Origin of the sequence: Clostridium tetanomorphum, from assembly GCF_017873215.1 — a bacterium.
Lineage (GTDB): Bacteria > Bacillota > Clostridia > Clostridiales > Clostridiaceae > Clostridium_AO > Clostridium_AO tetanomorphum.
The window spans coordinates 51,390-65,013 of sequence record NZ_JAGGKA010000020.1 but is presented as its reverse complement, the minus strand read 5'-3'; the positions used below and the strand labels follow the sequence as shown (position 1 = coordinate 65,013).

General features: G+C 31.8%; 10 protein-coding genes and 1 other RNA gene. All 11 read right to left on the bottom strand.

All coding sequences use genetic code 11. The features are described 5' to 3' along the window. Nucleotides 1-59: 59 nt before the first annotated feature. Nucleotides 60-410: a transfer-messenger RNA gene (gene ssrA, locus J2Z24_RS16970) on the bottom strand. 164 nt (nucleotides 411-574) lie between these two features. After that, complete coding sequence (gene smpB / locus J2Z24_RS16965) at nucleotides 575-1,045, bottom strand: SsrA-binding protein SmpB (RefSeq protein ID WP_035150806.1); 471 nt, start codon at nucleotides 1,043-1,045, stop codon at nucleotides 575-577. Between the two features lie 194 nt (nucleotides 1,046-1,239). Continuing rightward, nucleotides 1,240-3,468 carry a ribonuclease R gene (gene rnr / locus J2Z24_RS16960; protein WP_035150808.1) on the bottom strand — a complete coding sequence of 743 codons (2,229 nt, stop codon included), beginning with the start codon at nucleotides 3,466-3,468 and terminating at the stop codon, nucleotides 1,240-1,242. 160 nt (nucleotides 3,469-3,628) lie between these two features. Next, a complete protein-coding gene (locus tag J2Z24_RS16955; RefSeq protein WP_035150810.1) occupies nucleotides 3,629-5,650 on the bottom strand; it encodes a sodium-translocating pyrophosphatase in 2,022 nt (673 codons plus the stop codon). A 71-nt stretch (nucleotides 5,651-5,721) separates the two neighbouring features. Then, a complete protein-coding gene (gene secG / locus J2Z24_RS16950; RefSeq protein WP_035150812.1) occupies nucleotides 5,722-5,949 on the bottom strand; it encodes a preprotein translocase subunit SecG in 228 nt (75 codons plus the stop codon). 225 nt (nucleotides 5,950-6,174) lie between these two features. Continuing rightward, nucleotides 6,175-7,470, bottom strand: a complete 1,296-nt coding sequence (gene eno / locus J2Z24_RS16945; protein ID WP_035150815.1) for a phosphopyruvate hydratase — start codon at nucleotides 7,468-7,470, stop codon at nucleotides 6,175-6,177. A gap of 103 nt (nucleotides 7,471-7,573) precedes the next feature. Then, a complete protein-coding gene (gene gpmI, locus J2Z24_RS16940; protein WP_035150816.1) occupies nucleotides 7,574-9,112 on the bottom strand; it encodes a 2,3-bisphosphoglycerate-independent phosphoglycerate mutase in 1,539 nt (512 codons plus the stop codon). 10 nt (nucleotides 9,113-9,122) lie between these two features. Next, nucleotides 9,123-9,872 (bottom strand): triose-phosphate isomerase, encoded by a 750-nt coding sequence (gene tpiA, locus J2Z24_RS16935; RefSeq protein ID WP_035150818.1) that lies wholly within the window; start codon nucleotides 9,870-9,872, stop codon nucleotides 9,123-9,125. A gap of 104 nt (nucleotides 9,873-9,976) precedes the next feature. Next, on the bottom strand, nucleotides 9,977-11,173 hold the full coding sequence (locus J2Z24_RS16930; protein ID WP_035150820.1) for a phosphoglycerate kinase: 1,197 nt from the start codon (nucleotides 11,171-11,173) through the stop codon (nucleotides 9,977-9,979). Between the two features lie 127 nt (nucleotides 11,174-11,300). Continuing rightward, on the bottom strand, nucleotides 11,301-12,308 hold the full coding sequence (gene gap / locus J2Z24_RS16925) for a type I glyceraldehyde-3-phosphate dehydrogenase (protein WP_035150823.1): 1,008 nt from the start codon (nucleotides 12,306-12,308) through the stop codon (nucleotides 11,301-11,303). 126 nt (nucleotides 12,309-12,434) lie between these two features. Further along, nucleotides 12,435-13,472: a sugar-binding transcriptional regulator gene (locus J2Z24_RS16920; RefSeq protein ID WP_035150827.1), complete on the bottom strand. Its 1,038-nt coding sequence runs from the start codon at nucleotides 13,470-13,472 to the stop codon at nucleotides 12,435-12,437. Nucleotides 13,473-13,624: the final 152 nt, after the last annotated feature.

The window sequence follows — 13,624 nt, the reverse complement described above, 5'->3', positions numbered from 1 at the left end:
AAAACATAACCGCCCGTAAGTGGCTATTTAAACCACTTACAGGCGGTCATTAATATGTATGGTGGAGGCGAGGGGAATCGAACCCCTGTCCGAAAGTAGTAACCCCTGAGCATCTCCGAGTGCAGTCCTTATTTTAACATTCCCTCTACCAAGCGCCCAAGGACAGGCTTCTGGTTTCAGTAGCTTCATGTTTTCCGTTCCTAGGTCAAAGCTTTCCTCGGCTCGGGACCCCACTGTCGACGCCAGACCCTAAGTCGTGGGACTCTTAGGCTGACGAGCTGCTAACTAGGCAGCTAATGCAAAATTATCGTTTGCGTTTATTTTTTTTCCCAGTTTTTTAACGCGGGCCCAGGACCCCTCGACTCGCTTCCCAGGGACAACTTACCCCCGTCGAAACCATGTACGCCCCCATGTTAAGGATTTACAAGGTTAAATTCAAACCTTTAAAACGATAATATTCATTTCTTTATACATATTTATATTAAATTGTTATTGTCTCTCCACAGTTAATATAATATATCAATTTTAAATATTTATCAATAGTAATTATTAGGCTACATTTATAATCTAATGTTTAATATCTACTTCTTTCCTTCATTTCCCTATCTATGTCGCGCTTTGCTGCCTTTTCTAGCATAGAGTTTCTCTTATCATAGTCCTTTTTACCTCTAGCTACAGATAAACATACCTTTACCCTTCCATTCTTAAGATATAAAGATAATGGAATTAGGGTATACCCCTTTTGAGCAGTATATGCTGTAAGCTTTAATATTTCTTGTTTATGAAGAAGAAGTTTTCTTTCCCTTAAAGGATCTTTGTTAAATATATTTCCTTGCTCATAAGGACTTATATGCATATTGCACACAAATACTTCTCCATTTTTTATATCTGCATAGCTATCCTTTAGGTTAGCTTTACCAGCTCTTATTGATTTTACTTCTGTTCCTACTAATTCTATTCCCGCTTCAAAACTTTCTTCTATAAAATAATCATGCCTTGCTTTCCTATTTTCTGCTAAAGTTTTATTCCTTAAATCTTTACCCATACCAAACACCTACTTCAAACTAATTAGTTAATACTTATCAGTAGTATATTATTATATCACATTTTTTATATAATTGCCATTAATTTTAAATTAATGTACACTAAGTAGCAAAGATTTTTCTCCACTTTTATAAAAAACCTTAGCTCTAAAGCTTTTCTTAAAATTAGTAGAGAAAAATCTTTCATATTAATTATCTATTCGTCTTCTGTAAGATAATCTGAAACAGGTGAAATGGCTTCTTTATTTTCTATATTAATACTTTCCCTTTCTACTAAATCACCATTTACTTCTTCTAAAGAATCTTCCTTTTCACTATTTAAAAGTTTAAAATAAATTTCATGAGTATCTAAATCAACTTTGTCAACCTTTATGGTTACCTCATCACCTAACTTGTGTATCTTCTTAGTTCTTTCTCCTACAAGTGATAAGTGTCTTTCATCATATACATAGTAATCATCTGATAATGTACTTATATGCACTAATCCTTCTATGGTATTAGGTAATTCTACAAATAATCCAAAAGCTGTTACTGAGGATATAATTCCATCATAAACTTCTCCTATTCTTTCACTCATATATTCAGCTTTCTTTAAATCATCTACTTCTCTTTCAGCGTCTTCTGCTAATCTTTCCATTTCTGAAGATTGCGTTGACGCATATTCCACTTCTACATTAAGTTTTTGAATCCTATTTTCTGTGATTTTTCCATTTATAAATTCTTTAATTATTCTATGAATTATAAGATCAGGATATCTTCTTATAGGTGATGTAAAATGGCAATAATATCTAGCTGCTAACCCAAAATGTCCAACACATTCCGGTGAATATCTAGCCTGTTTTAATGAACGTAAAAGCAAGGTATTTACAACTGTCTCTTCCTTTTTTTCTCTAACTTTCTCTATTATATCTTGTAAAGCTTTTGGATGAACTTCCTGTCCAAACCTTACAGCATATCCTAAATTATAAACAAATTCATTAAAATGAGTAAGTTTTTCTAAGTCCGGCTCTTCATGAATTCTATATACAAAAGGTACATTTACCCAGAACATATGCTCTGCTATAGTTTCATTACAAACCAACATAAATTCTTCAATCATTCTATTAGATATAGCTCTTTCATATGGCTTAATATCAATAGGCTTTCCTAACTCATCTAATATTATCTTACACTCTTCAAAATCAAAGTCTATAGCTCCTCTAGCTATTCTCTTTTTATATAATATGCCACACAATTCTTCCATAAGTTTAAAGTCTTCTAAAAGATAGTCATATCTTTTCATAAGTTCTTCATCTTTATCTCTTAAAATTTTTGTTACATCTGTATAAGTCATTCTTTCACTAGTTTTTATTATACTTTCTACTATTTCGTGATCTACTACTTTACCTGTTCTATCTATTTCCATAAAACAGCTCAATGTTAATCTATCTATCTTAGGATTTAAACTACATAATCCATTAGATAATTCCTTAGGTAACATTGGAATTACTCTGTCTATTAGATATACAGAAGTTCCTCTCTTCAAAGCTTCCTTATCTAAGGGGTTCTTCTCCTTTACATAATGGGTTACATCTGCAATATGAACCCCTAAGTAATAATTTCCATTTGGTAATTTTTCAATAGATATTGCATCATCTAAATCTTTAGCGTCTTCTCCATCTATAGTTACAATTTTTAAATTTCTTAGATCTTTTCTTCTTTCATACTCTGATTCTGGAATTTCCTCAGGTATATTATTTGCATAATTTTCAACTTTTGTTGGAAATTCTTCCGGTAATCTATATTTTTTTATTATTGTTAAAATATCTATTCCCTTATCGCCCTTTTTTCCCAAAATCTCTACTACTTTTCCCTCAGGATTCCTTCTAGTATCAGGCCATTTTGTTATCTCTGCAATAACTATTTCACCTGTTTTTGCGCCTTTAGTTTCTCCCTTTGGAATAAAAACATCTTGGTAAATTCTTTTTTCATCAGGTACCACAAAACCAAAATTCTTACTATTTTCAAATACGCCAATTACAGTCTTATTTCCTCTTTCTATTATTCTTATTATTTCCCCTTCACACTTTTTTCCGTTATTTTCTTCTCTTAGTATCTTACCGATTACTCTATCATTATGCATAGCTCCATTCATATTAGATGAAGGAATAAAAATATCCGGTCTTTCTTCGTCAGGTATTAAAAATCCAAATCCTTTTTGATGTCCCTGTAATTTTCCAACTACTAATCCCATTCTTTCTGGAACACCATAGTGTTCAGTACGAGTTTTTACTATAAGTCCATCTTTCTCCATACAATCTAAGATTTTTTGAAATTCGTCAAACTCACTTTTTTTTATATCAAATATCCTAGATAATTCTCTAGCATCCATAGGCTTGTAAGCTTGTTCTCTCATGAAGCTTATAAGAGTATCTTGTATATTCATATTACACCTCCAAATATTTATTTTGTAAAATTAACCTTAAAATCTCATATATAACTAGAATGCACTTTTTATTAGCTTTAGTCAAATACTATAAAATTATTCAAATTTACGAAAGGACTCATCTTAAATGATGAGTCCTTATTCAATGTAAAATTATAATTTATTTTAATAAGTCCATTAATACTCCACCATATTTAACTATAACGGGAGCAAATACTAAAGATACTATAGTCATAAGTTTAATAAGAATATTCATAGATGGTCCTGATGTATCTTTGAAAGGATCACCAACAGTATCTCCTACTACTGCTGCTTTATGAGCTGTGCTTCCCTTTCCACCATGAACTCCACCTTCTATATACTTCTTTGCATTATCCCATGCTCCACCAGCATTAGCCATTAAAATAGCAACTAATACACCTGTAACTACTGATCCTCCTATTAGTCCGCCTAAAGCTTCTTTACCTAACAATATTCCAACAGCAATAGGTACTACAATAGCTAATATTCCTGGCAATATCATTTCTCTTATAGCTGCTGCTGTTGAGATATCTACACATTTTTTATAATCAGGTTTACCTTTTCCTTCCATTATTCCTGGTATAGTCTTAAATTGTCTTCTAACTTCTTCAATCATTTCATTAGCTGCTTTACCAACTGATTCCATAGTTAAAGCACCAAATAAGAATGGAAGCATAGCTCCAATAAATAACCCTATTAATGTAATAGGATTTAATAGATCGATAGTATTTAATCCTACCGATTGAGCATAAGAAGCAAATAGAGCCAAAGCCGTAAGAGCCGCTGATCCTATAGCAAATCCTTTACCTATAGCTGCTGTAGTATTTCCTACTGAATCAAGTTTATCTGTAATTTCTCTTACCTCGTGAGGCAATCCTGACATTTCAGCTATACCTCCAGCATTATCTGCTATTGGTCCATAAGCATCTACTGCTACAGTTAATCCTGTAGTAGAAAGCATTCCTACTGCTGCTAAGGATATACCATAAAGTCCCATAATATTATTTGTCTTTCCACCCATAACAAAATAAGCAACTATAACTCCTATACACATTAAAACTACAGGCCATAAAGTAGAATACATTCCTACAGCTAAACCTGATATTATAGTTGTCGCTGGTCCTGTTTCTGACTGAGCTGCAATTTTCTTAACAGAGTTATATTCATCAGAAGTATAAACTTCTGTGATCTTTCCTATAGCCATACCTACTACTAATCCTGCTGCTATAGCCCAAAATGCTTTCAAATTTCCAAAAACATTATTACTTAATATAGCCGCAGAAATTATTACTATAATTCCACCTATATATGTTCCTGAGTTTAGAGCTTTTTGTGGGTTAGACGCCTTACTGCCTCTGGCAAATAATATACCTATGACAGAAGCTATTATCCCTATAGAAGCCAGTAGTAAAGGAAATATTATGCCTTCATTATTATTAAATAATATTGACCCTAGTGTTAATGCTGATACTATTGATCCTACATAGGATTCAAAAAGGTCAGCTCCCATACCGGCTACATCCCCTACATTATCTCCTACATTATCTGCAATTACAGCAGGATTTCTTGGATCATCTTCTGGAATTCCTGCTTCTACTTTACCAACTAAGTCTGCTCCAACATCTGCAGCTTTAGTGTAAATTCCTCCTCCTACACGAGCAAATAATGCAATAGAACTTGCTCCTAATCCAAATCCAGTCACAAAACTTATATTTCCTCCAAAAACATAATACATAATTCCAAGTCCCAATATACCAAGTCCTACAACAGACATTCCCATTACTGCTCCACCAGAAAAAGCAATTTTCAAAGCTTTGCTCTGACTTTGTCTAGCAGCTTCTGCTGTTCTTACATTAGCTTTAGTTGCCACATTCATTCCAAAATATCCAGCAAAAATAGAAAATACTGCTCCAAATATAAAGCATAGACCTGTTTGCCAGTTTAAAAATATAGCTAAAACTGCACTCACTATCACTATGAATGCAGTTAAGTACCTATATTCTGTTTTTAAAAATGCCATAGCTCCATCATGAATGTGTCCAGCTATTTCTGTCATCTTTTCATTTCCAGCATTTTCTTTGGAAATGGAACCACTTAGAAAAAAGGCAAAGGCTATTGCCACCACTCCTGCTAAGATAGCAAAAACAAGATAACCATTCATATTACCATATCCCCCTATTTTTTAAATTTTATAATTTTATATTTATATAAAATTATAATAAACAATGTTAATTATTTAATTAAATTTAAAGCTAAAGTTATTCCTGCAAAAACTATAGCTGATACAGCAGTAAGTCTTGACATTGTTGATTCAAAAGTTCTAGTCTTGTTTTTTGAATAGAAAGTATCACTAGCTCCAGTTAACAAACTAAAACCTTGAGTTTTTGCTGGTTGTGCAAGTACAGCTACTATCAAAATAATAGATACTAATACTTGTAAAACTATCAAAACATTCCTCATACTTATTACCTCCATTTTTATTAATATAATTTCCCCCAATGATTTTAATAAATATATTTTAACACAAGTTCTTATATTCAACAATGTAGTATAAATTAATAATATAAGAAGATCTTTATATATATTTTTAGGTTGAAAATTATAAAAAAGGAGTAATGTAATATCTTAATTATTAACATTTCTCCTTTTTTTAAACATCAATTATTACATTTTTTAGTTATATAACTATTTTTTTATGTTATAAAAAGCTTTTAATCCCCTATACTCTGCTACTTCACCTAATTCTTCTTCTATTCTTAAAAGTTGATTGTATTTTGCAACTCTTTCACTTCTTGCTGGAGCTCCTGTCTTAATCTGTCCTGCATTTACTGCAACAACAAGATCAGCTATTGTAGTGTCTTCAGTTTCTCCTGATCTATGAGATACTACTGCAGTATATCCTGCTCTTTCAGCCATTTCTATAGCATTTAATGTTTCAGTTAAAGTTCCTATCTGGTTTAACTTAATTAATATTGAATTAGCTACTTTTCTTTCAATACCCATAGTCAATCTCTTAGTGTTTGTTACAAATAAGTCGTCTCCAACTAACTGAATCTTACCTGCAAGTCTTTCAGTAATAAGCTTCCATCCTTCCCAGTCTTCTTCTGCCATACCATCTTCTATAGATATTATTGGATATTTTTCTACAAGTTTAGCATAGTATTCTACCATTTCTGCTGGAGTTAATACTTTTCCTTCACCTTTTAAGTTATATTTACCATCTTCAAATATTTCTGATGAAGCTGGATCTAAAGCTATAAATATTTCTTTTCCTGGAGTGTATCCTGCTTTTTCTATAGCTTCTACTATAACCTGAATAGCTTCCTCATTTGAATTTAAATTTGGAGCAAATCCACCTTCGTCACCAACACCTGTATCGTATCCTTTTGATTTCAATAAAGATTTCAATGCATGATAAACTTCTGAACTCATTCTTAATGCTTCACTAAAGCTTGATGCTCCTGCTGGCATAATCATAAATTCTTGAAGATCTACATTATTGTCTGCATGTTTTCCACCATTAATTATATTCATCATTGGAACTGGTAAAACTTTTGCATTTACCCCTCCAATATACTGATAAATGCTTAATCCCAAATTTTCTGCAGCAGCCTTTGCACAAGCAAGGGATACTCCAAGCATTGCGTTTGCCCCTAATTTTCCTTTGTTCTCTGTTCCATCAAGTTCAATCATAGTTTTATCTATTAAAACTTGATCAAATACATTCATTCCAATAAGCTCTTGAGCTATTACATTATTTACATTATCAACAGCTTTAAGTACACCTTTTCCATTATATTTGTCTTTATCCCCATCCCTTAATTCAACAGCTTCAAATATTCCAGTAGATGCACCAGATGGTACTGCTGCTCTTCCTACTGTTCCATCTTCTAAAATAACCTCAACTTCTACTGTTGGGAAACATCTTGAATCAAGAATCTGTCTTCCTATAACGTCAACAATTTCAACATAATTTTTCATAATTAAATTTCCTCCTTTTAATTTACAGTACAGAGTACAGATATTATTAGAATTTTTCATAAAAAAATTCTTTCACCAACTATTATTTTTCCTCTGATATCTGTTATCTCATAATAAGGCTTTTGCCTGTCATTTCCTCTGGTTTATTAAGATTCATTTCATCTAAAATTGTTGGAGCAATATCTGCAAGTATTCCTCCGTCTTCCAATTTCTCACCTTTAGAATAATTGCTTACATATATATAAGGTACTTCATTAGTAGTATGAGCAGTCATAGGTTTTCCTGTAGAATAATCTATCATTTGCTCAGAATTACCATGATCTGCAGTAATAAATACTGTTCCGTCTTTTTCTAGAACCTTACCTACTATTTTTCCCATACATGAATCAACTGCTTCTATAGCTTTTTTAGCAGCTTCCAATACTCCAGTATGTCCTACCATATCAGGATTTGCAAAATTTAATATTATTAAATCATAAACATCTGAATCTAATCTTTTTAGAAGCTCATCTGTAACTTCATAGGCACTCATTTCTGGTTTTAAATCATAAGTTGCAACCTTTGGTGATGGTATAAGCGCTCTATCTTCTCCTTCATTTGGTTTTTCTACCCCTCCATTAAAGAAAAAAGTTACATGAGCATATTTTTCAGTCTCTGCTATTCTTAACTGTTTTAATCCTAATTTACTTATATATTCACCTAATGTATTATTATAAGTTTCAGGTTTATAAGCTATATTTACATTTTCTATAGTTTTATCATATTGAGTCATAGTCACAAAATTAAGATTTAAAGTTTCTCTCTTAAATCCATCAAATACCTTATCATTTAAAGCTCTAGTTATTTGTCTTGCTCTATCTGGTCTAAAATTAAAAAATACAACTGAATCTCCACTCTTTATTTTACCTATAGGATGTTCATCTTTTAATATAACTGTAGGTAATACAAATTCATCTGTCTTATTATCGTTATAAGACTTATCTACTGCCTCAATAGCTGAATTAGCAAATTCTCCTTCTCCTAATACCATGGCGTTATATGCAAGATTTGTTCTCTCCCATCTCTTGTCTCTGTCCATAGCATAGTATCTTCCAGAAACAGTGGCTATCTCTCCTATTCCCAATTCTTTCATATACTGTTCTATTTCACATATAAATATTTTTGCTGATGATGGTGGAACATCTCTTCCGTCTAAAAAACCGTGTAAATATACTTTCTCTAATCCCTTTTCTTTAGCAAGCTTTAATAGCGCTTTTAAATGACAAATATGAGAATGAACTCCTCCATCAGAAAGTAGCCCTAACAGATGAAGTGAATTATTACTATGTAGCGATTTTTCCATAGCATCATTTATTGCTTTATTCTTGAAAAACTCACCTTCATCAATTTCTTTTGTAATTCTAGTTAACTCCTGGTAAATTATTCTACCTGAACCTATATTTAAATGACCTACTTCTGAATTACCCATTTGACCTTCTGGAAGTCCAACACTCATTCCACTAGCTTTAAGATGGGTATGAGGGTAATTATTAAAAAATTTATCGTAGTTTGGTTTGTTAGCTGCCATTATAGCATTTCCATCTAACTTATCTGTTATTCCAAATCCATCAAGAATCATTAACATTACTGGTTTTCTACTCATTTTTTACCCCCTATTTGAAGTTTACTATAGCAGCAAAATCTTCTGCCTTAAGACTTGCGCCTCCAACCAGGGCTCCATCTATATCTGACATAGCCATCTGTTCGTTTATTGTAGCAGGTTTTACAGAACCACCATATTGTATTCTTATCTTTTCACCTATAGCTTCTCCATACAACTTTTTAACTGTATTTCTTATAAATTTTATTGTGTCATTTGCCTGTTCTGATGTAGCTGTTTTGCCTGTTCCTATAGCCCATATAGGTTCATAAGCAATTACTAATTTTTCCACATCTTTATCACTTAAACCTGCTAAATCTAATTTAATCTGTCTTCCTATTACTTCTTCTGTTATTTCAGTTTCTCTTTCCTGTAAACTTTCTCCTACACAAAGGATAGGAATTAAATTATGTGAAAATGCTGCCTTTAATTTCTTATTTACTGTTTCATCAGTTTCATTAAAGTATTGTCTTCTTTCACTATGTCCTATTATTACATATTCTATATTTAAAGCTTGAAGCATACCTGGAGAAACTTCTCCTGTAAAAGCTCCTTTCTCTTCAAAGTGCATATTTTGTGCTCCTATTTTTATATTTGAATCTTCTAACACCTTTTTCACATCTGAAAGGCATACAAAAGTTGGGCACACTACTACTTCACAATTTGTATCTTTTACTAAAGCTTTTAGCTCTTCAACTAATTTGACTGCTTCCTCTACAGTATTATGCATTTTCCAATTTCCTGCTATTATAGGTTTACGCAATTTTAACACCCCTCTTTTTATTAGATTGCAGATTACAGAGTACAGATATTTTAATCTTGCTATGCAAAATTTTCATTATCTGCACTCTATTATCTTATACCCTATTATCTGTCATTAAGTGCCGCTATTCCTGGAAGTTCTATTCCTTCTAAGAATTCCAATGAAGCACCTCCACCTGTTGATATGTGAGTCATCTTGTCTCCAAATCCTAGTTGGTTAACTGCTGCTGCACTATCTCCTCCACCTATAACTGTTGTAGCATTTGATTCTGCCATAACCTTTGCAACTTCTATAGTTCCCTTTGCAAACTTTTCAAATTCAAATACTCCCATTGGACCATTCCATATTACAGTATTTGCAATTTTAACTTCATCCGCATAAAGCTTTGCAGTTTTCGGTCCAATATCAAGTCCCATATATCCTTCTTTTATATTTTGATCATCTGTAACTATTGCGTCTGTATCTCCAGCAAACTTATCAGCTATAACATTATCTAAAGGTAAAAGCAATTTTACTCCTTTAGATTTTGATTTTTCTATCATTTCTTTAGCATAATCTATCTTATCCTCTTCAAGTAAAGAAGTCCCTATATCATATCCTTGAGCTTTAAGAAATGTATAGCTCATTCCTCCTCCAATTATTAATGTATCTACTTTATCTAAGAGATTATTTATAACGTTTATTTTATCTGATACTTTAGCTCCTCCAAGAATCGCCACAAATGGTCTTTGTGGATTCTCTACTGCTTCTCCTAAAAACTTTAATTCTTTTTGAATTAAGTATCCACATACTGATACAGATACAAATTGTGTTACACCTACTGTAGAACAATGTGCTCTATGTGCTGTTCCAAAAGCATCATTTACAAACACGTCTGCAATGGACGCTAGTTCTTTTGAGAAACTTTCTTCATTTTTAGTTTCTTCTTTTCTAAATCTAGTATTTTCTAATAAAATTACGTCTCCGTCCTTAGCATTTTCTACTGCTTTTTTTGCATTTTCTCCAATTACATTGTTATCAGCAGCAAATACTACTTCTTTATTTAATAATTCTGATAGTCTTTTAGCCACTGGTGCTAAAGATAATTCAGGTTTAACTTCCCCTTTTGGCTTACCCATATGAGAACACAATATTACTTTCCCACCATGTTCTATTAAATATTTAATAGTTGGTAATGCTCCTATCAATCTATTTTCATCTGTTATTTTTCCATCTTTTAAAGGTACATTAAAATCACATCTTACTAGCACTCTTTTTCCCTTAATTTCTATATCTTCTATAGTTTTTTTGTTAAATCCCACAAATATCATCCTTTCTATACACAAAAGAGGGTTTTGCCTTATAGCCCTAACTACAAACCAAAACCCTCCTTAGTTTATGATTGCGAGTGTCTTTAACTATAAGTTAAACAAGGCGTTAAAGTTTAAATTATAGTCTATCGGCAACATATTTAGTTAAATCTGCAAGTCTATTGGAATAACCCCATTCATTATCATACCAAGCAACTACTTTAACTAATCTTTTTCCCATTACCATTGTTGATAATCCATCAACTATAGAAGATCTTTCATCTCCTCTATAATCAACTGATACTAATGGCTCCTCACTAAATCCTAATATTCCTTTCATCTCTGTTTCTGATGCTTTTTTGAATGCTGCATTTATTTCTTCAGCTGTAGCATCTTTTCCAATTGTGCATACTAAATCAGTCATTGAAACAGTTGGAGTTGGTACTCTAACAGCCATACCATTTAATTTTCCTTTTAATTGTGGGAGTACTAATGCCACTGCTTTTGCAGCTCCTGTTGTTGTTGGAATCATGGATTCTGCAGCTGCTCTTGCTCTTCTCAAGTCTCTATGTGGTGCATCAAGTATTTTTTGGTCATTTGTATAGGAATGAACTGTTGTCATTAAGCCCTCCACTATACCAAATTCCCTATCAAGAATTTTAGCAAATGGAGCTAAACAGTTGGTTGTACAGGATGCATTTGAAATGATATTATGTTCTTTTGAATCATATTTATCTTCATTAACACCTAAAACAATAGTAATATCTTCATTTTTAGCTGGTGCTGAAATAATTACCTTCTTAGCTCCTGCTTCAATATGAGCTTTTGCCTTTGTAGCATCAGTAAATAGTCCTGTAGATTCTATTACTAAATCTACTCCTAAATCTTTCCAAGGTAAGTTTTTAGGATCTCTTTCTGCATAAATTTTGATTTCTTTTCCATTAACAATAATTGAGTTTTCTTTAGCTTCTACAGTTCCATCAAAATGTCCATAAAGAGAATCATACTTTAACAAATGTCTTAATGTATCTGGATCTGTTAAATCGTTAATTGCTACCACTTCTAAATCATTAGCATAATTTTTTACAAGTGCCTTAAAAACATTTCTTCCTATTCTTCCAAAACCATTAATACCTACTTTAATCATTTAAAATACCTCCTTAAAATTAGAAAAAAATTTATTTTAATGTTAATATGTTATATAACAAAGTTTACTTTAATATAATATAATGGATAATTTTGCTATATAAATTATACTTCACTTCTTCATGTTTTACAATTCTGAATTATTAAATAATTTTAAAATTCTTCTAGCTGCACCTTCATCTGTTATAAGCACGCTATTAGCATTGTTTATTTCTGTTGATATTATAGCTTCTGCCTTACATTCTCCACCAGCTACTGCTATTAAATGGTTTATATTACTAATTTGTTCTTTTTTAATTCCCATAGTAGGTGTAGAGTATATAACATCGCCTTGTCTATTAAAGTAATAGCCAAAAGCTTCTCCTACAGCCCCTTTACTAACTAAATTATCTATTTCCTCTTTAGATAATCCCCTTCTTCTAGCCATATCGTTAGCTCTTCCTATGCCATATATCAATATATCTGAACTATGTATTATAGTTAATATGTCTTTTACGCTTTTCTCTTTCATCATAGCATTCACTGCTTCATTACTTAAATTATCTGGCACATGAAGAAGTCTATAGTTACAATTTAGTTTATTTGCTAAATTAGATACCAAAGTATTAGCTTGGGTTTGTAAATTTCTGCCCATTCCACCTCTTGCTGGAACCACCATTACCTGATTTAAATTATTCATCTTAGGAACATTATCTATTACATCCTTAACAGTACTTCCTCCTGTAATAGCAACTACTTGATCATCCACTAATACACTTTTTAAATAATTAGCAGCAGCTCTCCCTAACTCTTTCATTACTGTAGAATCTTCATCAAGGCTTCCAGGTACTATAATTACACTCTTTACTCCTAATTTCTTTTTTATTGACTTTTCTAGTTCAGATAAGCCTTTAATTTCATGGATAAAATTCTTAAGTTTATCTATTATTTCTTCCCCTTCAGAAGTAATAATCATTCCAGGCAAAGTAATTTCTATAAAATTTTGGTCTTTTAAGAAATTTATCTCTGTTCTCACGACTCTTTCACTAAGTTCTAAATTTCTAGCTAAAATTCTTCTTCCTACTGGTTGATTGTAATATATATTTCTTAAAATATTATATCTCTTCTGCATCAGTTCCATCATTTCAGGAATAATTTTTTGCTGTAACTTTAATATTTCTTCCAAATAAAGCACCCCTCTGGCCATTTAATGTCCCAGTAATCATTTTTATGTCCCAGTTATATTATAAACCAATTCGAATTATTTTCCAATAGGAAGTAACAACTTTTTTAATATTTTTTAAAATTGTAACTTTATATTAATCAATTATAGAGGAT